General features: G+C 54.6%; 22 protein-coding genes. 5 read left to right on the forward strand and 17 right to left on the reverse strand.

Going from position 1 to position 24,349, the window contains the following annotated elements; genetic code table 11:
* Position 1: 1 nt before the first annotated feature.
* From NYE33_RS01370 to NYE33_RS01380, 3 genes are read right to left on the reverse strand one after another with little or no spacing between them, the layout of a single operon-like run.
* Positions 2 to 949 (reverse strand): ABC transporter ATP-binding protein, encoded by a 948-nt coding sequence (locus NYE33_RS01370; protein ID WP_341064505.1) that lies wholly within the window; start codon positions 947 to 949, stop codon positions 2 to 4.
* Positions 946 to 1,341 (reverse strand): GntR family transcriptional regulator, encoded by a 396-nt coding sequence (locus NYE33_RS01375; RefSeq protein WP_039306744.1) that lies wholly within the window; start codon positions 1,339 to 1,341, stop codon positions 946 to 948. The genes NYE33_RS01370 and NYE33_RS01375 overlap by 4 nt, the downstream gene beginning before the upstream one ends.
* A gap of 54 nt (positions 1,342 to 1,395) precedes the next feature.
* The gene (locus NYE33_RS01380; RefSeq protein ID WP_341064507.1) at positions 1,396 to 2,124 is read right to left on the reverse strand and encodes a hypothetical protein; all 729 of its coding nucleotides are present in this window, start codon (positions 2,122 to 2,124) and stop codon (positions 1,396 to 1,398) included.
* A gap of 388 nt (positions 2,125 to 2,512) precedes the next feature.
* Between NYE33_RS01380 and NYE33_RS01385 the strand changes: the two genes are divergently transcribed.
* Complete coding sequence (locus NYE33_RS01385) at positions 2,513 to 3,310, forward strand: MBL fold metallo-hydrolase (protein WP_340990401.1); 798 nt, start codon at positions 2,513 to 2,515, stop codon at positions 3,308 to 3,310.
* 96 nt (positions 3,311 to 3,406) lie between these two features.
* Here NYE33_RS01385 and NYE33_RS01390 read toward each other — a convergent pair whose 3' ends face one another.
* From NYE33_RS01390 to NYE33_RS01420, 7 genes are all read right to left on the reverse strand, one after another.
* Positions 3,407 to 3,871: a DUF420 domain-containing protein gene (locus NYE33_RS01390; RefSeq protein WP_340990399.1), complete on the reverse strand. Its 465-nt coding sequence runs from the start codon at positions 3,869 to 3,871 to the stop codon at positions 3,407 to 3,409.
* 18 nt (positions 3,872 to 3,889) lie between these two features.
* Entirely contained in the window at positions 3,890 to 4,816 is a 927-nt protein-coding gene (gene ctaG / locus NYE33_RS01395; protein ID WP_076246324.1) for a cytochrome c oxidase assembly factor CtaG, read from the reverse strand.
* A 27-nt stretch (positions 4,817 to 4,843) separates the two neighbouring features.
* Positions 4,844 to 5,167, reverse strand: a complete 324-nt coding sequence (locus tag NYE33_RS01400; protein ID WP_039306707.1) for a cytochrome C oxidase subunit IV family protein — start codon at positions 5,165 to 5,167, stop codon at positions 4,844 to 4,846.
* A 4-nt stretch (positions 5,168 to 5,171) separates the two neighbouring features.
* Positions 5,172 to 5,798 (reverse strand): cytochrome (ubi)quinol oxidase subunit III, encoded by a 627-nt coding sequence (locus NYE33_RS01405; protein ID WP_039306709.1) that lies wholly within the window; start codon positions 5,796 to 5,798, stop codon positions 5,172 to 5,174.
* Between the two features lie 6 nt (positions 5,799 to 5,804).
* Positions 5,805 to 7,643 carry a cytochrome c oxidase subunit I gene (ctaD, locus tag NYE33_RS01410; protein ID WP_042140700.1) on the reverse strand — a complete coding sequence of 613 codons (1,839 nt, stop codon included), beginning with the start codon at positions 7,641 to 7,643 and terminating at the stop codon, positions 5,805 to 5,807.
* Between the two features lie 137 nt (positions 7,644 to 7,780).
* Positions 7,781 to 8,830: a cytochrome c oxidase subunit II gene (gene coxB / locus NYE33_RS01415; protein WP_042133221.1), complete on the reverse strand. Its 1,050-nt coding sequence runs from the start codon at positions 8,828 to 8,830 to the stop codon at positions 7,781 to 7,783.
* A 407-nt stretch (positions 8,831 to 9,237) separates the two neighbouring features.
* Entirely contained in the window at positions 9,238 to 9,426 is a 189-nt protein-coding gene (locus NYE33_RS01420) for a hypothetical protein (RefSeq protein ID WP_019913840.1), read from the reverse strand.
* A 627-nt stretch (positions 9,427 to 10,053) separates the two neighbouring features.
* Here NYE33_RS01420 and NYE33_RS01425 point away from each other — a divergent pair.
* Both NYE33_RS01425 and NYE33_RS01430 read left to right on the forward strand, forming a co-directional pair.
* Entirely contained in the window at positions 10,054 to 10,392 is a 339-nt protein-coding gene (locus NYE33_RS01425) for a DUF4870 domain-containing protein (RefSeq protein ID WP_042133218.1), read from the forward strand.
* Between the two features lie 86 nt (positions 10,393 to 10,478).
* Positions 10,479 to 11,426 carry a diacylglycerol/lipid kinase family protein gene (locus NYE33_RS01430; RefSeq protein ID WP_341064509.1) on the forward strand — a complete coding sequence of 316 codons (948 nt, stop codon included), beginning with the start codon at positions 10,479 to 10,481 and terminating at the stop codon, positions 11,424 to 11,426.
* A gap of 902 nt (positions 11,427 to 12,328) precedes the next feature.
* Here NYE33_RS01430 and NYE33_RS01435 read toward each other — a convergent pair.
* The 4 genes from NYE33_RS01435 to NYE33_RS01450 are packed head-to-tail and all read right to left on the reverse strand — an operon-like array spanning position 12,329 to position 14,950.
* Complete coding sequence (locus tag NYE33_RS01435; RefSeq protein ID WP_042133215.1) at positions 12,329 to 12,904, reverse strand: xanthine phosphoribosyltransferase; 576 nt, start codon at positions 12,902 to 12,904, stop codon at positions 12,329 to 12,331.
* 42 nt (positions 12,905 to 12,946) lie between these two features.
* A complete protein-coding gene (locus NYE33_RS01440; RefSeq protein WP_042133213.1) occupies positions 12,947 to 13,252 on the reverse strand; it encodes a hypothetical protein in 306 nt (101 codons plus the stop codon).
* Between the two features lie 42 nt (positions 13,253 to 13,294).
* On the reverse strand, positions 13,295 to 14,113 hold the full coding sequence (locus NYE33_RS01445; RefSeq protein ID WP_042133210.1) for a TrmB family transcriptional regulator: 819 nt from the start codon (positions 14,111 to 14,113) through the stop codon (positions 13,295 to 13,297).
* Positions 14,114 to 14,149: 36 nt separating this feature from the next.
* A complete protein-coding gene (locus NYE33_RS01450; protein WP_341064511.1) occupies positions 14,150 to 14,950 on the reverse strand; it encodes a zinc ribbon domain-containing protein in 801 nt (266 codons plus the stop codon).
* 190 nt (positions 14,951 to 15,140) lie between these two features.
* Here NYE33_RS01450 and NYE33_RS01455 point away from each other — a divergent pair, with 190 nt between their 5' ends.
* Together NYE33_RS01455 and NYE33_RS01460 are read left to right on the forward strand one after the other, a co-directional pair.
* Entirely contained in the window at positions 15,141 to 15,515 is a 375-nt protein-coding gene (locus NYE33_RS01455; protein ID WP_039309768.1) for a hypothetical protein, read from the forward strand.
* A 304-nt stretch (positions 15,516 to 15,819) separates the two neighbouring features.
* Positions 15,820 to 16,491 carry a GTP pyrophosphokinase gene (locus NYE33_RS01460; RefSeq protein WP_042140699.1) on the forward strand — a complete coding sequence of 224 codons (672 nt, stop codon included), beginning with the start codon at positions 15,820 to 15,822 and terminating at the stop codon, positions 16,489 to 16,491.
* A gap of 75 nt (positions 16,492 to 16,566) precedes the next feature.
* Here NYE33_RS01460 and NYE33_RS01465 read toward each other — a convergent pair whose 3' ends face one another.
* The 3 genes from NYE33_RS01465 to NYE33_RS01475 all read right to left on the reverse strand — a co-directional run bounded on the left by NYE33_RS01465 (position 16,567) and on the right by NYE33_RS01475 (position 24,278).
* Entirely contained in the window at positions 16,567 to 17,355 is a 789-nt protein-coding gene (locus tag NYE33_RS01465; RefSeq protein WP_336103524.1) for a hypothetical protein, read from the reverse strand.
* Positions 17,356 to 17,389: 34 nt separating this feature from the next.
* On the reverse strand, positions 17,390 to 20,479 hold the full coding sequence (locus tag NYE33_RS01470; protein ID WP_340990389.1) for a DEAD/DEAH box helicase: 3,090 nt from the start codon (positions 20,477 to 20,479) through the stop codon (positions 17,390 to 17,392).
* A gap of 1,351 nt (positions 20,480 to 21,830) precedes the next feature.
* Positions 21,831 to 24,278: a glycoside hydrolase family 31 protein gene (locus NYE33_RS01475; RefSeq protein ID WP_042133203.1), complete on the reverse strand. Its 2,448-nt coding sequence runs from the start codon at positions 24,276 to 24,278 to the stop codon at positions 21,831 to 21,833.
* Positions 24,279 to 24,349 lie beyond the last annotated feature (71 nt).

Raw genomic sequence — 24,349 nt, forward strand, 5'->3', positions numbered from 1 at the left:
CTTATTCCCCTCTCTTCTGGTCAATCAGAACCGGACGATGTCCCCGGCTCCATAAGCTTAGGATTTCATCAAGCTCCAGGCTGCGGCTCTTGATAACCTTTACGCCCAAATCATGAATGCGTTTCTCATATTGATAGATTTGCTGGGTCAAAAATGAAGCCACTCCCGGCGTCTCCAGCTTAAGCTCCAGCGCCTGCGGCAGCTCTGCTGCCAGTTCCTCCAGCGCCTGTCCGCCTTCTGCCTGAACCCATATTTCACTCCAGGAGCCGAACAAGCTGTCCTTCTCGGCCATTCCCAGCAGCTGCCCCTGATGCATCAGGACAATGTAATCCGCCAGCCGCCGTACCTCTTCCACAATGTGGGTCGAGATCACGATGGTAGCCTCATGCTCATCCATATACCGCTGGAGAGTCTCAATCATAATCTTCCAGGCAAAAGGGTCAAGGCCGGAAGACGGCTCATCCAGCAGCAGCAGCCGGGGCTTCGCAGCCAGGGCCGCGGCAATCTCGAATTTGCGGCGTTCACCCTTGGACATCTTGCCCAGCCTGGCATTCTCCGGCACCTCCAGCTTCAGGAGCAGCTCCTCGTAATAGCCTTGGTCCCAGGCAGGATACCAGTGCCTGCGGAATCCGGCAGCCTCGCTGGCTGTCCAGAGATTCTCTTCATTCTGCGAGATCTCCGGTACATAAGCGATAGTCTGGCGGAGCTGCAGCGGCAGCCCGTCACGGTAGGCTTCCTCAAACCAGCGGATCTCGCCTTCCTCTGGAAAAGTCAGCTGCAGCAGCATGTGCAGCAGCGTGCTTTTGCCGGAGCCGTTCTGGCCCACCAGCGCAGTAATGTAGCCCTGCGGCAGATTAACATTAAGCGGCCCTACCGTCTTGCCCCTCCGCTTCTTGCACACATTCCGTAGTTCTATGGCTTGCTGTACCATGAGATCCCCGTCCTTCATTTCTGTTTCCCGTATTTGTCCTGCACAATTTCCTTGAACAGCTGTGTCAGCTCATCTTCACTGCAATGTACGGACAGCCCCACATCCACTGCACTCTCCAGCGCTTTGCGGATGGCGTCCTGCTTATAGCCTGCCATGGTTCCGTCTCCTACATGGGAGACGAAGGTGCCTGTTCCCTGTCTTGTGCGCAGCAGCCCTTCATTCTCCAGATCCTGATAGACCCGCCGGACGGTGATCACACTGCACTTCAGGTCACCCGCAAATTCACGGATGGAAGGAAGCAGGGTGCCCTCCGTGATCGTGCCAGAGATAATCAGCGATTTCAGCTGGGTTTCGATCTGATGATACAGCGGCTCTGCACTGTTCTCATTAATTTGTATGGGTATCCACATGATACGCACCTGCCTTCCACGCTCCGGCATGCCGGACTAACACTTTGCCCCGTTTCATACGAGATCACGGCTCTTCAGCCGGTGAATCGTCCACCTGGAGAACAGCTGCACCGATACAATGCCGAGCAGCAGCGAACCCCACATCAGAGGAGACAACAGCCCCCACTCCTTGGAGACAGCCACACTTGCAATCAGCAGATTCCCTCCGGCCAGATAGACCAGTCCAGCAATACCCATGGACAGAAATATGACGATGATCATAATCAGGAAATATGCTTTGCCGCTGAACGAGAACTCGATAAAAATGTATATTCCGGCAATAACCAGACCGTATCCAATCCAGGTAAGGGCAAATGCGAGATACGCGGTGACCGGCAGTTCGCTGCGTATATTGGCGCCGATCGTATAGATTAAACCAAAGTACAGTGTGCTGTTCAGGATAAAGGCAAACAGCGTATTCAGTTTTCTTTTGCAGAGAATGACCTCAGCAGGTACCGGCAGGGACCGCATATAAGCCAGCATTCGGGTATAGGTATCATCCGCCAAATATTTCATATTTCTCCGGGAGAAGGTAATGCCCAGCATAGAAATAATGGTGACCAGCAAAACATCGCTCAGCAGCCTCCCCTCGCCCCGGTCCATCGCATCATCCAATACCATTCCGGCCAGTGCGGCCATATACCCCATGAATACGACGGCGAACAGCAGCGCCCACAGCAGCTTCAGCCTGTCACCGCGGAAATCGCTGCGCACGATGAACCATGCATTCTTTAATGTTGTCATACCCGTTAACCTCGCTTTGTGATTTCATCATCGGCAGTCGGCACCAGATTCACACAGTTCAGTGTGCTTCTCTCTGTGCTTACTGTATATATCTATATACACAGTATATGACCTGTATTTTCCAGTGTCAAGGGTTTTCAACCAAAGTAATTGGGCGCATTATTATAAAGCCCGGAAACACGCCTTCCCGGTTCACTGTGCTATTATGGAATAATATGGGCCCGCTGCCGCACATGCACCTGCTTCCTGCGGATCAGTAAGAACTCAGCATAATTAACGGATCACCGGGCAATATCGCACAAGGCATGGTGTGGAATTCAAATCCGATAGGGGAATTGGAGCATTGTGGTTAATGTATTGGATGTTTATATATTGGAGGTGCGTATAGTTGGATCTGCATAGATTGGATGATCCTTGGTTTACTGTAGAGTCTATAGATGAAACCACCTTCGCCATCAGCGAATACGGGCATTGGGAGCAGGTACATTCCTTCCTGCTAATCGGGGAAGACCGGGCGGCGCTGATTGATACGGGGCTAGGCATCGGCAATATCCGCAGCATAACCGGCCAGCTGACGAATCTCCCGGTTGATGTGCTTACCACTCATGTGCATACCGACCATATCGGCAGCCATGGGCAATTCGAACGGATCTATGTACATGAAGGTGACCGGGACTGGCTGGTCCACGGTATTCAGGGCTTGACTCTGGAGCAGATCCGGCGGGATATCGGCAGGGACATTACGCGCAAGGTTCCGGAGGGCTTCGATCCGGCGGCCTATACTCCTTATCAGGGGGAACCGGCGGGGCTGCTCAGGGATGGAGATCTGTTTGATTTGGGCGGAGGACGGATAATAACTGTGTATCATACTCCCGGGCACTCACCGGGCCATTTATGCTTCGGGGACGACAGCCGGGGACTCCTGTTCACCGGTGATCTGCTCTACGACACAACACCGGTCTATGCGTTCTATCCTTCGACAAGTCCTGCCGGCCTGGTGCGTTCACTGGCAAGGATTGCACAAATTGACGGCGTCCGCAAAGTGTACGGCTCGCATAATACGCTGGGGCTCAATCCGGAGATTCTCCGGGAAGCCGGGCGGGCGGCCCAATATCTGCAGGAACAGGAGCTGGATCATTTTGGAACGGGGATACATAGGTTTAAGGGGTTCAGCGTGCAGTTCTGAGCCACCGCTCCCCACTCCTGCACCACAAACAAAAAGCCCATACACCCGCCCCGCATAAGCGGAACAGCAGATGTACAGGCTTGTCTTCAATTACAGCTAACCGCCCATAATGACTTTCCAGACCGGCAGCGTATGTCCGCCCGGATAGAAGATGTAGAGCAGCACATAAACGGCAACACCCGTAATAGCGGTGACAAACCAGATGACAGCCGTCACTCTTCCCCACTTGCGGTGTTTGGCATACTTGGCCTTGAAGCCCAGCGTCAGCGTAGTGATGCCGAATACAGCAGCTACGGTAGCCAGCACAATGTGGAAGATCAGGAAGACATGGTACAGCGTCGACAGATCATCCGGTCCGCCCCAGGTCGTATTCCCCACGAATATCGTTCTTGACGAGTACACCAGGAAAAAAAGAATTGCCGCCACAGCAGCTGCAATCATTGTCTTCTTGTGCGCTTCGCGTTTGCCCTGAATGATTTGTCTCCAGCCGATAGCCACCAGCACCGCGCTAATGACGATGAACGATGTACTGATCGTTGGAAACAATGTGAAAATATCCATGATTATCCCCCTCGGCACTTACCAGCCCTTATAGTTCAGACCCTCCTCCGCAAGTTCAGAGGCAGGCGCGGACAACTCCGTGTCCTCTTGTCCGTTCTCTTTTTTATACCAATGATAGAACACATAAGCAAGCATCGAGGCAAAAATAAATTCCTGAATGAACTTCATCACGATGCCGCCGACCTGCTGATCTACCTTGGGGGACAGAGATCCGAAGAAGCCGGGACCGCCAAAAGCCTGCAGCAAAGCAGCCGGACTCTGCGGTACACAGTAGCCCATGGCCATCGCCCAGGTATTGGGGTCACTATACGTAGCATACAGGGGAGAACCGGCAAAAATAATCAGCCCGCAGGCCGGTGTCAGCAGGACCATGTTCAGAAAGATGAACCCCACCTGACCTAGGCCGCCCAGCGCCCGGTATTCCGGCAGGGGATTAATCAGATTCCACCACATGAGCCCTGAAGTCAGGAATAATACGGCATAATACAGGCGATGAACCGCGAAATGCAGCATGACATAATCATGAATCGCCGGGATATGGTAGAGCGAGAATAATCCGTTGAAGAGCAGTGCGGCAACGATAGGCTTAGCCAGAAAAGCAAGGCCGCGCAGCGGATTCACCCGGAGCAGCGCATGCCAGCACCAGTCAGGAATCCCCAGCATAATCAGCGGAACTGCGACAAGATAAGACAAGGCCATACTGACCATATGGAACGAAAAAAGGATATGCCCCAGCAGACTGACAGGACCGCCCTGCGCCAGATAGAGGGCCAGCATTCCGCATAAGAACAGCCCCCTCCGCCAGAAGGGGACTGCAGTACTGCCTTCAAACCGGGAGGCCAGCGGACCGATCAGCACAAAATATCCGGCGGTCAGCAGGAGCATCAGGGCCAGAAACAGCGGACTCCACAGTTCAGTAAAGCTGAAGTATTGTAATCCCGGCATCATGGCAAGCCCTCCCCCCGTACAGTATTAATCCCACCATACCCAGTAGAGCGACATTATAATGCAAGTGCCCGCGATAAAAAATCCGCCCAGCATGAAGATAATCGGCATCATATGCCCTTTGTCCTTCAGATGCATCCAGAAGCCCATCTGCAGGATCACCTGCAGCACAGCCATCACCAGCAGCAGAATAACGGCAAAGGTGGCATTCACCCCTCCGGCGGCCACTGCGGCAAAGGCGATCAGCGTCAGGACAATGGAGAAGACAAAGACAACAATATGCCGCTGCGGTCCTTCCGGGCGGTGCCGGTGCTTCACCGGAGAGTCCGGAGAATGCTGCTTCGTCGCCATGGCTTCATCCCACCTTTCCAAGGAGGTATACTACCGTGAAGATAAAGACCCACACCACATCAATGAAATGCCAGTACATCGCCGACACATAAATCTTCGGTGCGGTTACCACCGTCAGCCCCTTATGCATTAACTGGCCAATCAGTACTGATATCCACAGGATACCGAAGGCCACATGGGCACCGTGAAAGCCGACCAGGGTATAAAAAGCCGAGCTGAATGCACTGGTGGTCATTCCGAATTCCTCATGCCTGATGTATACGCTGAATTCGTAAATCTCCAGAACCAGGAAGCATAGTCCGAGCAGTACCGTGACCAGCAGCCAGTTCCGCAGCATGGTGACGCGGCCCCGGTGCATCGCCTGGATCGCGAAGACACTGGTCAGACTGCTGACCAGCAGGAGAAAGGTTGCCGCCGCGACCAGCGGAAGATGAAACAGCTCATTCGCAGACGGGCCTTCATTGGTCTGATTGCGCAGCGCCAGGAAGGTTGCGAAGAGGGTGCCGAAGAGCACCGCTTCCCCACCAAGGAACAGCCAGAAGGCCAGCACCTTGTTGCGCCCTTCGAGTGTTGCTTTTTCCGGTTCATGCGGGAGAGTCCCATTCGCTGCTTCAGCATGTGCTGTAGTCATATCCGCTCACCTTCCTTCCAGCTCTTCGGGTTCAATATGCCAGCCCGGATCATCGAACAGCGACCGCATCAGCATGGAACCGAAGGTAATAAGCAGTCCCAGTGCCGTAACGATATAGTTATTGAACAGAAAGCTCATTATACTGCTGCTGAACTCATCACGGCTGAACATGAAGCCCAGTCCCGCTATGAAAATACCGACCGACATCAGGAACGGCAGGATCGTTGCTGAAGGCATATGAATCGAGCCCACCGGTTCGGACGGGGTCATCCCCTTGTGTCCGGCCATTTTTTCCTTCCAGAAGGCATCCAGGCCCCGCACCAGCGGCGTCTGCTTGAAGTTATATTCCGGCGGCGGTGAAGGGATCGTCCATTCGAGTGTCCGGCCGTCTTCCCACGGATCGTCGGCTGCATCAGCCGGCCGTCTCGAGGTCAGGAAGATATTCGTGAGGAAGATCAGCATGCCGACCCCCATCAGCATCGCACCAATAGTGCTGACCAGGTTAAGCAGATCAAACTGCTGATTCGGCAAATAGGTGAATACACGGCGCTGCATGCCCATCAGTCCCAGGAAATGCTGCACGAAGAACGTCAGGTGGAAGCCGATAATGAACGTCCAGAAGGTCCACTTGCCTAACGTCTCACTGAGCATCCGCCCGAACATCTTCGGCCACCAGTAATGCAGTCCGGCAAACAGCCCGAGCACCAGACCGCCGACAATAACATAGTGGAAATGCGCCACTACGAAGTAAGTATCGTGGAACTGGAAGTCCGCAGGCGCAGAGGCCAGCATGACCCCCGTTACCCCGCCCATGGTGAAGGTTGGGATGAAGCCGGCTGCGAACAGATTAGGGGTGGTGAAGCGTACCTGTCCGCCCCACATGGTGAACAGCCAGTTGAAGATCTTGATCCCGGTCGGAACGGCGATCAGCATGGTGGAGACTGAGAACAACGCATTCGCTACCGGACCGAGGCCGGTGGTGAACATATGATGCGCCCAGACCATGAAGCCCAGGAAGGCGATCAGAATCGTTGCGAACACCATGGAGCTATACCCGAACAGCCGCTTGCGCGAGAAGGTCGGAATAACCTCAGAGATGACGCCGAAGGCCGGAAGAATCAGAATGTATACTTCGGGATGGCCGAAGATCCAGAAGATATGCTGCCACAGCACCGGATTGCCGCCTCCGGCAACATTGAAGAAGTTGGCTTCCAGTATCCGGTCGAAAGTAAGCAGGACAAGGCCTACAGTAATAGCAGGGAAAGCGAATAGAATAATGGCTGAAGTAATAAAAGTGGTCCAGGCGAACATCGGCATCCGCATGAAGGACATCCCCGGTGCGCGCATCGTGATGATGGTGGCCAGGAAGTTAATGCCGCCAATCAGTGTGCCAAGGCCTGCAATCTGCAGTCCGATGGTATAAAAGTCCACCCCGTGCGTGGGGCTGTAGCCCGTGCTGGAGAGCGGGGTATATGCGGTCCAGCCCGCATCAGGCGCACCGCCCATTACCCAGCTGAGGTTGAGCAGAATTCCGCCGAACAGGAAGGTCCAGAATCCGAGCGCATTGAGAAAAGGAAAGGCTACGTCACGTGCACCAATCTGCAGCGGTATGACTGCATTCATCAGTGCGAAGATGACAGGCATCACGCCAAGAAAGATCATCGTCGTGCCATGCATGGTAATCAGTTCATTGAAGGTCTGGGCATCCAGAAAGGTATTCATCGGCTTGATCAGCTGAATACGGATCAGAATCGCTTCCAGTCCGCCGATGCCGAAGAAGATGCCTCCAGCCCACAGGTAGAGAATCGCGATCTTCTTATGATCGACGGTGGTGATCCAGTCCATTAGCCCGGTATGCCGTTTAACGCTGTGGCCATGCTTCAAGGGCTGGGAGGGATGCAAGGATTGCGCTGCTTCGGCCAAGGTACGTACCCCCTTTTTCAAATATGCTGCTTCCGCTTCGGGCTATAGGCTATCCGGCTTCAGTCCAGCGTGTAACCGGCCAGAAACTCGGCAATTCCGTCAATTTCTTCATCGCTTAAGCCCAGGTCCTTGGGATCCGGCATCTTGTTGCCCGGCTTCACGCTCTGGGGATCATGCAGCCACGTCTTCAGATTCTCTTCTACCGGTGCCCCGTCCACGCGAGTGTCGTCATTAAGCAGAATGCCGGCCACCGATTCGCGGGAGCCGATTCCGGTCAGATTGGGAGCCTGGGAAAGATCCTGCATACTTCCAGTCGCATGGCAGGTCAGGCACTGGGATTTGAAGGTCTCCGCGAGCGCCGGATCATCCGGCAGCACGGAATCAGGAGCCTTCATCGAAGCTAACCACTCCTCAAAGGCCGTACTACTGACTGACTTTACCTTAAACTCCATGAAGCCGTGGGAAGGCCCGCACAGCTCCGCACATTTGCCGCGGTAAACGCCTTCATTCGGCGCACTGAAGCTGAAGCGGTTGACCGTTCCGTCGGGGTTGGTGTCCATTTTGCCGGAGAGCGAAGGTACCCAGAAGGAGTGCAGGACATCCTTGGTGCTTAGCTCAAAAGCGATATCCTTGCCGGCGGGAATCACCAGATCCTGTGCTGTTGTCACCCCGTAATCCGTATATTCAAACTCCCACCAGTATTGATGGCCGGTCACTTTGACCTTAATGGCATCCTTATCATCCGAATGATCATTGCCGGCAGCGAACACCGCCTTCACTGTAGGAACCGCCAGCACAACTACGAGAATAAGCGGGATGACCGTCCACAGCACTTCGAGCCTGAAGCTGCCTTCCACCTGTTTGGGAATCTCGTTCTGATCCGGTTTCCGGCGGAAACGGATCCATACATAAGCCGCAATGGAGAAGACGACCAAAAGCACCACGATCATGATTGAGATCGACAGCTTCATAAGTGCAAACGAGCTTTCCGCTGCGGGTCCCTGCGGTCTGAGTACCGACAAGTCTTCCCGCCCGCATCCGGCAAGAATGAGTCCAAGCGCTGCGGTCATGGGAAGAAGCCGCTTTCCAGCCTGCCACGTTTTCATCATTGATCTACCCCGCTTTTCCCGAATTCGTAGATTAGAGTATTTTCCTGTCAATTATAACAATCACTATTAATATAAGTTCGCCCCACTGTTTTGTCAATCGTTCACAACAATTTCACATAATCATTTTGAAAAAGAAAAAAGCTTGTCCTTACTGATTTTAAAAGCGCTTTCAAAATAAGGTGAAAACTGTTAAACTACTTTTAAAGCGTATTCATATGTATTTGTGTCTATTAATTCATTTGACTAATTATAGAGACCTGTATCCGGTAAACCGGGCAGACAAAAAAAACCGATTCCAGCGGCAGCAGGCTGCCCGGGCACGGTTTATGAGAATCCTCATGGATGTTATAGCGCAAAATGTTGTCATCAAAAAGCAGAAGCAGAAGCAGAACAATTCTATCTGTTGTTTAAGAAACGGACGAATTCATTCTTACCAGTTCATGCTCCACAACCATGGTCAGCTCTTCTTCATAGCCTCCCGTGATCCGATACTTCCGGACGTACTCCTTCACAAATTTCTTGGGATCTTTGGGCCGGAAAATGCGTGTCATTTCCCGTAGACTTTCCTTGACTTCGTTATGACCTTTACTTGCCATGATCAGTTCCCTCCCAAAACATTGAAAATGAATGCTCCGTTGTAGAGAATGCATGATGAAAAGTCCGCCGTAACCTTGAAATGCAAGTTAAGAAACCATTACACATACGTGGCTTGCATTATCCGCCTTGACCATCCTTCCGGTATTCCGGAAATCCGCCTTGCCGGTGAAGCAGGTTCGTCGTGATTTGGGCTGAGAGTAAGGATGTCTCAGAGTAAAGACACCTTGACACTTTAGTTACCCGAAGAGCCACTTGCTGAATCACTCCTTTCGGGCCTTATCGTTATATTGTATCATAATCCAGTCCAAGTTCCACCTTTCCTTGTAAAATATGCGAATGGAAATTTTTTATACTTCTTTAGCTTCCACGCTAAGTAAGCTCCTCATTTTCCGCTACAACCGCTACTCCTGACCTGACCTCAGCAACGCGTCCGGCCCCCTGTGGCTAAAATATATAGTATGTCTTCCGCCAGCTTCGGGAACCTGATATTAGTCTAACCAATGCTGCAGAAAATATTGGACATATCCCCTGTGCAGTTCATACTTTAACGTGATTCTTCATAGGCTTGTAGGGAGGAAGGTTGATTATCCGTGCCTTTCTTCTTCAAACCAAGGAGAGTGAGCCCTTTGTCCCCTTTCAGATCTTCCACCGGATTGCCCGATAATATTGCCGCCGCCTTGTGTTACTTCTTCCCGTTCATTGGTGCCATTGTGTTCCTCGCGCTGGAGAAGCGCAGCCGGTTCGTCCTGTTCCACTCGCTGCAATCCCTGATTGCCTTCGGGGCGCTGATGGTAGCCCATGTACTGAGCGGCTTCATCCCTTTTCTCGGTTTTGTCGTGGCTGCCCTTCTCTCCCTGCTGGGCTTCGCCGTATGGCTGCTGATGATCTACCACGCACTGGGCGGAAGATGGTATAAGCTGCCCTGGGCAGGAGCAATTGCCGAGAGTCAGCTGCGGCAGCTGTAACCGGTAAAAAAGATTCCCTTTTGCCTGTCCTCTCCGTACAATGGAATCAGGACTTACAGGAATCTTTACAGGCTGGGGGAACAACCATGTATTTATTGATCATAAATTCCCGCTCGGGCGGCGGAGCGGGGCTGCGGACTTGGCATACCGTTGAAGCCATGCTCAAGGCACGCGCCATTGCGCATGAAGCACTGTTCACGCAAAGCGCAGACAGCGCGGAGAATCAGGTGCTGCACTCCCTTGCCCGCCGCGAGGACTGGCGCGCCGCCATCGTTATCGGCGGCGACGGCACGATCCACAGCGTGCTGGGCGCACTGCGGCGCAGAGGGGTGCCGCTCGGCGTAATCCCCGCCGGCTCCGGCAACGACACCGCGCGGGGCTTCGGCATCCCGCTCACTCCGGAGGCAGCGCTGGATAACGCGCTGCAGGACCGCTGTCTCGAAGCTGATCTGCTCTCGGGCGCGGACGGGCTCACCCTGACCGCCGTAGCCAGCGGCTTCGATGCCCAGGTAGCCGTCAATGTGAACAACAGCCGCTACAAACGGCTGTGCAATGCCATCGGCGCCGGCCGCCTGGCTTATATCATCGGCATTCTGCATACGCTGATTACCTTCAAGCCCTGCCGGGTCAGCGTGACCTGCGACGGCAGGGAGCAGACCTTCGACCGGGCGTGGCTGGTCTCGGTCTGCAACCTGCCCAGCTACGGCGGCGGCCTGCTGATCTGCCCGCAGGCGGAGTCAGGCGACGGCCTGCTCGACGTCTGCGTCGTCCACGGGATCAGCCGCGGGCAGTTGCTGCGGCTGTTCCCGACGGTGGTGAAGGGCAAGCATGTTGCGCTGCCCTACGTCACCATGCTGCGCGGACGCAGCGTAGCCGTCCACTTCGCGCAGCCGCGCCATGCCATCGGCGACGGCGAGGGCCTCGGCACCGCGCCGCTGGCCGTGCGCTGCGAGCCGGGGGCGCTGCGCGTGCTCTCGCCGCTGGCGGCGGCCGGCGCGCAGGGCGCGGCCGGGCCGTGCCACGCGAGCGGCTAGGCGGGGCGCGTGTCGCTGAGGCTGTGGGAGCCGTGGCGTGGCCGGCGGGAGGCACGGCCGGCTGGCCGAGCACGGGCAGCCGGTTGAGCCTGCTTCCACCAACGACGTTCCGGCGATCTAGCCACTATGTACCCCTTGCGGACTGAGAGGACCTTAATCTCTCCGGCAAGGGGTTTTTAGTTGACTTGCAGACTGAGATTCCGCTATGCCCCACAAATTGATTGATCTGATGCACCAAATGAACAAATAAGCGCACTGGAGTCCGCTGGCAGCAAAAACACGCCAAATTTCCCAAATAAGCGCATTTCAGTCCGCGTAGTATATTGCACATTCCTATCCCCCGCCTGAATCCAGTTACTCACAAACCAGCTCGCACATCCCCTCCCGCTCCCGCACAACATCTGCATTACTCACACTAGCTTCTACAATGCACACTCCCAATCTCCCCGTAATCCCATCATCCCTTGCTCCCATCAATTCACACTTCGGCCCGCCGTAACTCCATGATCCCTCGCTTCCATCATTCACTCTTCATCCCGCCTCAACTCCATCACCCCATGTTCCCATCAATTCACTCTTCCGCCCGCTTATGCCCCATGTTACTCACAAACTAGCTCGCTCATCCCTTCAGCTTCAGTCCAGCAGATTCGTCTCAGCTCCTCTCCCGCATTACTCAGCAGGCCAAACCAGCGCCTGACCGAAGCACTGGAGGCGTATGACTGGCCGCACATTGAAGGCGTTAGCCGTGAGCTTCGTACCTGCTCTCTAAGGCTACAACCCAGCACTCCCCTCAGCCGCACTAACTATGCCCGCCTTCAAACACAAACAGGCAGGCCCACGGATAACCTCCGGGGGCCTGCCTGTTATTTACGTCTGCCGCAAAAGTCCACCCGGCAGTTCTCCTACTCTTCCACGAAGCCAACAACGCCGTCATCCAGCGAAGCGATCCGCACCAGCGACTCCACGCGGTAGCCGGCTTCCTTCAGCAGCCGGTTGCCGGGCTGGAAAGCTTTTTCGATCACAATCCCAATCCCGGCAACACTGCCGCCCGCCTGTTCAACAATCCGCGCCAGCCCGAAGGCCGCTTCACCATTCGCCAGGAAATCATCGACGATCAGCACGCGCTCACCGGGTGCGATGAACTTTCGGGAGACGGTAATTTCATTGGTTTCCTTCTTCGTGAAGGAGTAGACCTTCTCCACATAAATATCTTCCGTCAGCGTCAGCGACTTCTGCTTGCGGGCAAAAATCATCGGGACCTCAAGCTCCAGCGCCGTCATAATGCCGGGGGCAATCCCCGAGGATTCGATGGTCAGCACCTTGGTGATTCCTTCCCCGGCGAAACGGCGGGTAAACTCGCGCCCTACTTCACGCATCAGGAAAGGGTCCATCTGGTGATTCAGAAAAGAATCAACCTTGAGCACACCAGGGCCGAGAACAATACCTTCGTTAATGACCTTTTGTCTCAATAACTCCATCCGTGCTCCTCCTCTATCCTCAAATGGACCCTGCTTCGTCTGCTACAGACCCGTAGGTTTCTGGGGCAGCAGGTTACCGACAATCGACTTCAGCTCGTTATCCTGCTTACTGTTCTTTTTGCCGTTGTCAAAGCTCGTAATCCGAATCTCTGAATACTTCTCTCCAGGTGCCACAGGTTTGAACACTAACTTCTCCCGGTCCTCAAGCCGGACATTAAAATTCATGTCCTTAAACATGCCGATTAGATCCTGCTCTCCCGGGGTCTTCCCTTCGTCCAAAAACAGCAATCCGCGTAACGGCTTAACGCCTTCCGAATGCTGCACATCAAAATGAACAATACACTCCACGCTTGTCACCTCCCTAGCTTAGTACCCTCTGCATCCCAGGAGCTACTCCGCCTGTTCTTCCCCGGCTTCATCCTGGTCATGCAGTACATATTTGCTGTAAATCCGGCCATAGCGTTCCCCGTACCGCTTCTGCAGCTCAGGCCCCATATCTTCTTCAAGCTCGAACAATACCATTTCCTGTGTAAAATGATTCAGCAGCAGCTCCACGAGCACCGGATGCTCGGTAACCACCGCCTGCGCGGTTCCGTCCTCATAACGCATGCCGAGCATACACCAGGAACGGTCGATGACAAAAGAAAACTTCCGCCCCCCGCTGCGCTGTGGCTTACCGTCCAGCGGCGGCCATATCGGGTATGGCGCAGAGGCCGCGTTGCCGCCGTCAAAAGCCCACAGCAGCTTCACTCCGCGCAGCTCTGCCTGCTCCAGCTCGCTGCGCAGCAGCGAGGCTTCCTCCCGCCATACATCAACCACGATCTCCTGAGCCGCTAGATTCAGCTGGCGGATCAGCGCTCCCGTTACGTTGCGGTCACCTTCCACGTTATAGAATGAAGGGCTGACCGGGCCTCCGCGCGGCATTTCACTTTCCATATACGCCAGCGACGCCTGTACCCGGCCGGATATCATCGTCGCCAGCTCTTCAGGGTCCAGCACGCTGTAGCGGGCCGGCTCCCCTTCCCCGCAGCGTACGTAGCCTTGTTGCGTCAGGCGCTGAAGCGCCGCGTATACATTCGATCTTGATACTCCTAGCTGCTTTGCCACTTCGTAGCCCGAAGCCTGGCCCTTGGTGGCCAGCTCAACCATAATTTTGGATTCCATCTCTGTGAAACCCAAATTGCGCAGATGCAGCAGCAACTGTTCCATCTATGTTGTCCCCCTAAGCTGTCTGTCTAACCCTGTCTAAATTTGCTCCGACCCGCAGCGCGGGCACCACATTGAGCCTTTCGGCAGATCGGCGCGGCAAATCTGGCATTTCACAATATCCCGTGTACCCGATTCGCTGACGGCAGTCTCTTCTGCAGGCTCACTGGCTTTCCAGTCGCGGATCCGGCGGTCCAGCTCCAGCTGGCGCTCACGTTCACGCTCCAGTTCATCGGCCTCACGGCGGCCCCGTTCTGTATCCGGAAGAACCCGTTCATACTCTTCAGGCTCCGGTTCAACTTCAATTTCCGGCAAGGCTTCGGCGTACTGGACAGGTTGTTCAGGTCTCTTAGCGAGTTCCCGCTCCGCTTCTGTCAATTCTTCCTCACCGTAGTATTGATCTTCCTCATCTTCGTGCTCATGTACGGTATGTACCGTAACGGTAGGCGCCGGGTCCTTGCGCTGCACCGGTTCCTTGCGCAGTGGCAGCTCCTCAAGCTTGCGTCCGCAGTGCGGGCAGAAGTTGGCATCCAGTGCTACGATCTGGCCGCAGGCACAGAGCCGTTCATTCTTCAGTTCGGCAATTCTTGAGCGCACACCCTCAATCTGCTCCTGAAGCTTGTTACAGCCGCGCGCCAGCTCGATCATCTGCCCCTCTGCCACCGACATATCTCTGGAACGATATCCTTCGTAGAAAAGCTTTCCCATTTTCAAAAATTCAAGTTGCATCTCATGTTCGATATCAGAAATTTGCCCGTTCAGCTTGCCTACTTCCACCGAGCTTTGCGCTTTTTCACTCACCCGGCTGGCACCGTCTTTAATGCGTTGCAGAAAATTCATTGTAGTTCCTCCTTCTCCAGAGTGAGAATAGGCTGATTCGCAGCCGCAAAATAACCCTATACATCCTTATCGCTCCGTATAGCAGTGGAAACGTGACTCTATCATACCAAAAGTCCCTGACAGATTCATTATTTGTCGTCAGGTGTTAAATACTACATGACGAACATTATCGAATAATGGAGGGATAACATTGCCTGACGATAACCATAAACGATATTTCGTATCCGTGAATCATGGCCTGATTCAGGATGTGCGTAACGACTCGAACGAATTTGAGGTTCTGCTCTCGGATGAAGAGCTTACCGTGCTCCAGGATCTTCTGAAAGGTCTGGCCGGTGAGGACGACTATGCCTTCCGGCGTGCTTTTGTCCCCTATAAATCAGCCGATCATGATGATGCTGCTGAGCAGTTTGACGATGCCACCATTCATCTGTTCCAGTATTTGCATGACCACGGCACAGACGAAACGCGCCGGCTCATTGATGAAATGAATGTTCTGCAGAGGCTCGGAAATACCGGCTACCAGGATGAAGGTTACGGCGGCGGTTCTCCGACTAACAAGTAGAAACGGCTCTGCCGCCCTAATCTGGATCGTAAAGCCCCGTCCCGTCTGACAGATAGGCCTATTGTGAGCTAATACGCTGCTGCGGGAAGAATGTTTCTCTTCTGCTTCATCCGGCTTTGTTTTGCTTCCGGGGCTGTACTTCGGTTAAAATAGAATCACATAAACTGCAGCGCATTTTATGCGAACGCCGTAGTCATCCGTTCATGGTCTACAGTCACAAATAACGAATACCGGGAGAGTTTCAGTGGAAGAATACGATAGTACACAGGTTACACTACACAAGTTGCAGGTCCATGTGAAGGATATGCAGAAGTGGCAGGTACACGAAGATTTTGCCAAGCAGGTTGAGAATTTCAAAGCTTTGCCGGCGCTTTACCGACATGCTCTGAATGAGCTTGAGAATAAAATTGATGTCATCCGTACAGAATGGCAGGTACGCGACGGCTTCAGCCCCATCGAGCATGTGAAGTCACGCATTAAGGAACCGAAGAGCATTGTACAGAAGATGGAACGCAAAGGCCATGATTTCACGCTGGAAAATATGGAGCAGCACATTCACGATATTGCAGGTATGCGGATCGTCTGTGCTTTTGTGAAGGATATTTACCGGCTGGTGGATCACCTGTGCGCGCGCGAGGACATCCGTGTACTGGAAATTAAGGATTACATCGCCCATCCGAAGCCTAACGGCTATCAGAGTCTGCATCTTATCGTCGCCATCCCCCTTGTGCTGCTGGAAGGAACCCGCTGGGTCAAAGCCGAAATTCAGCTCCGCACACTCGCTATGGATTTCTGGGCCAGCATGGAGCATATTCTCTACTATAAATTTGACAAACAGCTGCCGCCGCATGTGGCTGAGGAATTGAAGGAGGCTGCGCGTGCCGCCGATGAACTGGATCAGAAGATGCTCCGCCTGCGCCGGGAGATCCTCGAACTGTCAGAAGCGGAAGGCAGCAGTAATGAACCCTTAGTATAAGTATATTTGTATACAATCAAGGCAGTACTTTAACAGCTAGGATGTTAAAGTACTGCCTTGATTTGCGTTGTCCGCTTACAATTTATTCAAGCGAGCCGCACGTTTGGCGGCGGCTTCTGATACCCGGCGCATCAGCAGGGCAAGTCCTTCCCGGGCCTTGGGCGTCTGCGGCAGCAGCGCGCTCCAGTCCTCTTCCGGTTCAATGACATCAGGCATAGCCGGAAATGGCCGGGCAGAGATCTCATGAAACAGCGGCCCCGGCTGATGAAGCGAGCCCTCCGCAGCCGCCTCGGCCAGCCATTCTCCCGAGGACACTGCCGGACCTTTACGTTCCAGCCGGGCCAGCTCGGACGCAAGCGTTACAGGCGCAGGCGTCCCTTCTTCGGTAACCCGCTCATTCTCCTGCTCCGCCCAGAGAGCAAACACCCCGGAGAGCAGCTCCTCCTTGGACAGGCCGCGCAGGGCAAAAGCCAGCAGCGGCTCCTTCGCCAGCTGCTGCTTCACCCGAAGCCGCAGCTCCCCGGCGGGCAGCAAGCCTGTGCCCTGTTCATTGGCCGCCTGTTCGAGCTCAGCATCAGCAGGCAGCACCTCAAGAGCAGCAAGTCCGCCTTCCAGGCTGCCCTGGAGCAGCTCATACAATTCACCCGGATGCGCAGAGAGCTGTAGCAGCACCTCATTCTTCCGGGCGGCCGTCCATTCCGGAATATGCAAAGTGAACACCGCGCGCTGCGCTTGTTCCTCTGCAACTGCGCCGGATTTGCCGTTCCGTCTGCCTGCACCTTCCGCAGCAGCGGTTCCCAGGCTCCCGGTGGCCTTGATCTTTCCCGGCAGCACCTCCAGCTTCAACTCCAGCAGTTCACTCATGGATGTCCCCCTCTTTCTGCAATACAGCTATCATTTACATCCAGTCCTGTCCTTGCAGCTCGATCAGCTCCTTCAGCTCATGGTTGGACATTTCGGTCAACCAATTCTCGCCGGAGCCGACTACCTGCTCGGACAGACTTTTTTTACGCTCAATCAGTTCATCGATCCGTTCCTCCAGCGTTCCCTGGCAGATCAGCTTATGCACCTGAACATTCTTGTGCTGCCCGATCCGGAATGCCCGGTCCGTAGCCTGGTTCTCCACTGCCGGGTTCCACCAGCGGTCATAATGCAGCACATGATTGGCCCTGGTCAGATTGAGGCCTACGCCCCCGGCTTTGAGGGACAGGACGAAGAATGCAGGACCTTCCCCCTCCTGAAAAGCATGCACCATCTCGTCGCGTTCACGCTTCGGAATACCGCCATGCAGGAAGAGCGGTGTCTGCCCGTACCTTCTGGCCAGCCGGCTGACGAGCAGCTCGCCCATCGCCACATACTGCGTGAAGATCAGCGCGGACTCCCCAAGCTCGGAGATGCTGTCCAGCACCTCGAACATCACATCCATTTTGCCGGAAGGCTCACTGCGCAGGCTCCGTCCGTCATCCTTGCGGAACAGCTGCGGATGATCACAGATCTGCTTCAGCTTGGTCAGCGAGGACAGCACCAGCCCCCGCCGGGCCATGCCCGACCGCTCACCGATTACGCCGAGCATCTCATCCACAACCCCCTGATACAGGGCTGCCTGCGTTTCTGTTAGCGGACAATACGACTTGAGCTCGATCTTCTCGGGAAGATCCTTCGAAATATCGGGATCACTCTTCAGGCGGCGCAGCAGGAATGGCGATACGAGTCGGTGAAGCTCACGCAGCCGTTCCCCGCCTTCGCCGGATACATACCGCTGGCGGAAGGAATGATAGGTTCCGAGGTACCCCGGATTCAAGAAATGAAAGATCGACCACAGCTCGCCGAGCCGGTTCTCTACCGGGGTACCGGTCATCGCAATCCGGTGCGGTGCGGTCAGCTTCATGACACTCTGCGCCTGTTTGGTGCGGTGGTTCTTAATATACTGCGCCTCATCCAGCACAACGGTTGACCAGTGCACCCCGGCCAGATCCTCACTGTCCCGGCCTGCCAGATGATACGTTGTCAGTACAATCTCATGGCTGGCGGCAAGCTCGGTGAAGCCTTCTCCGCGTACCCGCCGGCCGCCATGATGGATATGCACACTAAGCGAAGGTGCAAACCGCTGCAGTTCCCGCTGCCAGTTCCCCAGCAGTGAGGTCGGGCAGAGAATAAGCACAGGCTCCTGCTTCTCTCCCGGCGGCGCATTCAGCGCACGGTCCAGCAGGCAGGTGATCACCTGCACGGTTTTGCCAAGCCCCATATCATCGGCCAGACAGACCCCGAAGCCAAGGCCGCTAAGCGCCGTAAGCCATTGATATCCCCGCTCCTGATAAGGCCGCAGGGTACCATTCAGATCATCCGGCACCGGACGCATGGGTAGCCCGCGCAGCACATCGCCATGCATAAGGGAGGCCAGCAAACCGGAGGTCTCCATGCCCGTGACCGACATGCCCTTCCATAGCCGTTCTTCGCCATCCTCGGCTTCCAGGCGCATCCAGTCTGCTGCCGTCATCTCTCCGCTCTCGTTGCGCTTCATATATCTCAGGACCTGACGGACCTCCTTCGGGTCCACTTCGATCCATTCGCCCCGGAAACGTACAAATGGCACTCCGGCTTCAACCAGAGCATTCAGTTCATCCTCGCTGATCTCCGAATCGCCCAGGGAGGCCTCGATGCGGAAGGAGATCAGCTCCTCCATGCCTAGCGCTGCTTGTACAGGGCCGTCCACTCCGCCTGGCGGCGGCTGCATCTTCATTCTCATCCCGATCCGCCGCCGTCCTTCGCGGCTCCAGCGTGAAGGCATCTGCACCGTAATTCCCCGTTCACGCAGCTGCTGTACACTCTCCTTCAGGAAAAAATACAGCCGCTCCGGAAGCAGCTCTACCCCGCGCGGCGCCGGTTCGGCCAGCGCACGCTGAATGTCCGGCGAGATTTTGGCTGCCCGCCCCAGCGCAGCAAGCAGCTGCTGCTGAATGTTGCGGTAGCGCTTGCCCCACAGCGTGAATTCCCGTTCCCGGCTGCTCCAGACCGCTTCAGCCGGAATCCAGAATTCACCTTCCTCCCGGCTCTCCGCCCAGAACGTCAGCCGCCACAGCTCACTGTCGTCTGCAGGCGGCTCCAGCCGCAGGCCCAGGCTGAGCTGTCCGCTGCGTGCCTCCTCAGTCTCGAAATGCGGCACCTCGTTGCCTGCCGTCTCACTCACGGCAGCCAGAAGCTCGGTCACTTCAGCCGGAGTCCCCTGAACAGGGATATCCCGGCTGCCGGTCAGCAGACTGTTCCACCACAGTTCAGTAAGCGGCGAATAGCCGCGGCGGTAGTTCGCTTTGAAGGGACTCAGCGCACTCTCGTTGGCCGCGACCACATTCTTGATCTCCGCTGTCATCACAGCCTGCAGGAACGAATAGAGCACGTACCCGCCTGCTTCCTCACGCGAGGACAGATCCCCCTCCTCGGCTACGTGAGTGCCGAGTGCAAGCACCGGCATGGAAGCCGCCATCTGCAGGAAGAATTCCTTATCCGCCTCTTCCCGGAAAGCCGGCGACCAGCATACCGCTGCCGCCTGCTCGCCTCCGCGGCGGCGTGAGCCCACCTTGCGCGGCGGCTGAGCGCCGGGGACAATCCCGCCTTTGCCCATCAGCTCCAGCGCAAACCGGGCAGCAGCCGACCAGTAGCGCAGTTCTCCACCCGGCTCTATGCCCTGGGCGCGGCTTGCCTGCTCATCCCAGGCAAGGAGCAGCTCGAAAGCGTCCTTGGGCGACAGGGCCAGCCCTTCGAGGGTGCGCCCCGGCATTCCGCGCCGTGCCGTCTTCCCTTCCACGGCGGCGGCGGCAGGATACTTCACTTCCGCCAGCCGCAGCGCAGCACCCGCAAAAGGACGCCAGCCGCTCCGAAATTCCAGCCGTTTAATCACACGTGTCCACGCGTCCACCTTCGGCTCAGAAGTTTCACCCGAGAAGCAAAATAATACGTCCCCTAACCATATTGCATACAGATGCTTAATCATTGATGATCTCCATTCTTTTAAGCAAACAGAAAGAGCCAGTCCGTCCCAGCGGGAAGACTGTTTCCTTCTCTGCGAGAAATATATTATGAAGCTGTACTAGCAGCAGTAACTGTACAGCCATCCCATTGTGGTTATCACTGCAACTTTTTTCTTCATCCCTTCATCTTATACGAAAAAGTCTATATTTAAAAACTTTTCTGCACGTTTTCTGCAGAAAATCTGCAGATTCTTTTGCAAATCCACCCCATTCGCAGTTCCGTCAGCATTCCGGAGGGGTCCTCAGACCCAATCGGGCTGCTTGAAGCTTGAAGCTTGAAGCTTGAAGTCATTTGACTCGCCTCGCCATTGGACTAAGCCCTTGGTACCTCCTACGCTAATCATTAACCCAATTGTCAGATATCCCACACCATCGGCACAGCAAAACTGGCAGCCGCAAGCATCGGCCTAACGCCAATAGGATTATTGTGCAACCAGTATGTCTTTCGGGGACCTCAACAGCACTGTACGGGACTCGCAGGCAATTCAGGAAACTTAATGGCATATGGGGAACTGATTGGCACCATAGAAACTCCATGGTATCTTGGGAACTCACTAGCACCTTGAGAACTCCATGGCACCTTGAGAATCATTGTACCCCACCTTATAAGCTGCACTTAACTCTGATGACCGTATTTAAGTATTTAAGACTAATTGTAAACACGCAACCGCTCAATCGGCGGTGGTCAGATCAAATAAATCCAAAATGTTGTATGTATTACAACCTTGATCCCATAATACGAAGGCTTCCGAAGGGAATGTTGTATGAAATGCAAGAATTATCTCCGAACGTCGCTTGAATGAGAGAAAATGCTGCATTCCTTACAACAATTTCCGATTCCGCTAGATTTCGTGGTAGGAATGTTGTATTTTGTGCAGGATTAAAATTTTCAATCAATTCAAAGCAGTGTTTCAGCAACTTGTTCAAATTTGATCCTTCGCCCGATAGCCCCACACGCAAAGGTAACAGCCAAGGTGCAAACTCATTTTCAGTCCTTACAAAGGACATCAATAGAATATTAAGTGGAATAATGTAACTTAATTCGGCTATTTTAAGTGATTTTCATCAAATAAGTGGATAAACGCTACTTAATTTCGTCCATTACTGCTGGCTTGGCCCATATGCAGAAATTTAAGTGCTCTTTTTCCAACTGTTGTTTATCAGGTGGCCCTTCATCTGCCAGCAGGTGGAGAAAATCCAACTAATCGGTCCTTTGCATCATCCGTACCCGGCAAAACTGTTTTTTTCAGGCAGCACAAAGAACCGTCCTCCCCTCTAAGCAGGGGGAAGCCGGCTCTTTATAAACTAAAAGAGTTACTTGTCCGCCTGAATCCGCAGCTCCCCGCCGTCTGCAGCATCCGCTACCTGTACAATAATCGCACCCTTCTTGCCGTTATAAACCCAGCCCTCTTTGCCTTCATTCAGCTGTTCCAGGGTGATCTCCTCAAGGCCGTCCACCGCAGCCACGGTGAAGAACGGATAACAGAGCGCAAACCGCAGCATCTCCCGGCGCGGCTTATAATCATGCACGCCATATACCCATTGCAGCACCAAACCGCCTTCAGTCCCCGTAGCCTGCACAGCAAGCTCTGTATATTGACCTTTTCGGTAACCGAAGCTGTGCCCGTCATCCTCATACAGCTTGAAGGCCGCCGAGAATCCTTTGGCAGCTTCCGCCCCGTACAGATGGAAGATGACCGTCTCTTCCGTGTCCTCCAGCGCATACTGCTTCAGCGGACCTTCGGCCGTGAAGCTGCCCGCCTTCACATACATCGGCATAATATGCAGCGGTGCAGCAGCAAGAATATGACGGCCGCCTTCGTGAATCTCCCCATCCCAATAGTCAATCCAGCAGCCTTCGGGCAGGTAGACCGAGCGGTGATCTGTATCCGGGCGGTAGACGGGAGCAATCAGCACATTCTCGCCAAGCAGGAACTGATCGCACAGATTGGTCACATGCGGGTCACGCGGATATTCAAGGATAAGCGGACGGATCACAGGCAGCCCGCACATTTCCGCCTCATGAAACAGATTGTACAAATGCGGCATCCAGCGGTACCTCAGTCCGATGAATTCGCGCAGAATCCCCTCCACTTCTTCCCCGAAGGACCAGGGCTCCTGACGCAGCGTTCCGATGGAGGAATGATTGCGGCAGTATGGGAAAAACACGCCCATTTGCGTCCAGCGCACCAGCAGCTGTGCAGACGTATGATGGGCGAACCCGCCGATGTCCGGCCCGGAGAACGCCAGTCCCGACAGTCCCATATTGAGCACCATCGGCATGGCCATCGCCATATGCTCCCAGAAGCTGCGGTTATCCCCGGTCCATACGGCTGCATACCGCTGAATACCCGCATAACCGGCCCGGGTCAGCACAAAAGGCCGCTCGCCCCCCATATGCTCGGCAAGTCCCTCATACGTGGCTTTGGACATCATCATCCCGTACAGATTGTGGTATTCCTCATGGGTAACCGGGCGGCCGTTGTTGAAATGCATTACATCGAGGTCCATTGTCTTGGTCTCATTGAAGACCGCCGGCTCGTTCATATCATTCCAGATCCCCTGGATGCCCAGGTCCGTGTAATACTTGTGCAGATCGCCCCACCACTCGGCGGTCCGGCTGTCGCTGAAATCGGGAAATGCGCTGATCCCCGGCCAGACCTCGCCGAAGAAGATATCGCCCTCCAGACGGCGGCAGAAATGCTTTTCCAGCACACCTTGCTTGTAGACGTTGTATTTGGGGTCTTTTTTGACTCCGGGATCCACAATGGGCACGATCCGCACACCCAGCTCCCCGAGCTCTGAGATCATTTTCTGCGGATCCGGGAAGTTGACGGGGTCAAAGGTGAATACGCGGTACTCATCCATATAATGGATATCCAGATAAATGACGTCGCACGGAATATCCTTCTCACGGAAGGTACGTGCCAGCTGCAGCACCTCCTGCTGGTTCATATAACTGTAGCGCGACTGGTGGTAGCCGATCGCCCATTTGGGAGGAAGCGCAATCCGGCCGGTGAGCGAGGTGTATCTTTTGACCACATCCTTCATCTCGGGCCCGTTAATGAAATAAATGTCGTATTCTCCCGTAGAACAGCCAATGGTAAAAGCAACGCCATGCGAGCGCATGTCGAAATCACTCCGGCCCGTATTGTCCAGAAATAATCCGTAGGAGAGATCGCCGTGCATGTGAATGAGCAGCGGAATCGATTCGTAGAGTGCCTCAATCTCCGGCAGATGCGGGGCAAAAACATCGGTATTCCAGTTCGTATAACGCTCCCCGCGTTTATCGAGGAAGCTCGACTTCTCACCCAGTCCGTAAAAATGTGAATCCGGCTGCATATCATACTCCGCATGGCTTGCGCCGCGCGGGTTCCAGCTGGTCAGATTCTGCTGCATAATCACCTTGCCCGAGGTATTCTCCACACGGAGAAGAAACGATGATTTCTCGATAATCAGCCGGATGGCGCTCGTTGTGAAGATCAGCTGCTCCTCCGTCTCATCCACAGGAAACAGATGCGGGATACAGCTCTCATTCATCACCGCCTCCGATGTGGTCAGGTCAGGAACCTCACCATGGAAGACTTTCATCCGGAACATATCATCGCTCAAAAAGATAAAGACAACCCCGGCGCATTCCCCGCGGCAGATATAGACATTCTCCGACCGTTCCCAGGAAACCACGCTTCCCGGAGTGTTCCAGGTCTCCTTCATTACGAGTGGTCCCATCTTCTCGGGGCGTATCGCCTCGCTGCTCTCCATGCCTCATGTCCCCCTTCGGCTATTGCCTGCTTGATCTTAATCGTTCCCGTATTAGCTCTTCCTCTCTACAT

It is taken from the genome of Paenibacillus sp. FSL R10-2199 (genome assembly GCF_038000235.1).
Classification (GTDB): domain Bacteria; phylum Bacillota; class Bacilli; order Paenibacillales; family Paenibacillaceae; genus Paenibacillus_AQ; species Paenibacillus_AQ phytohabitans.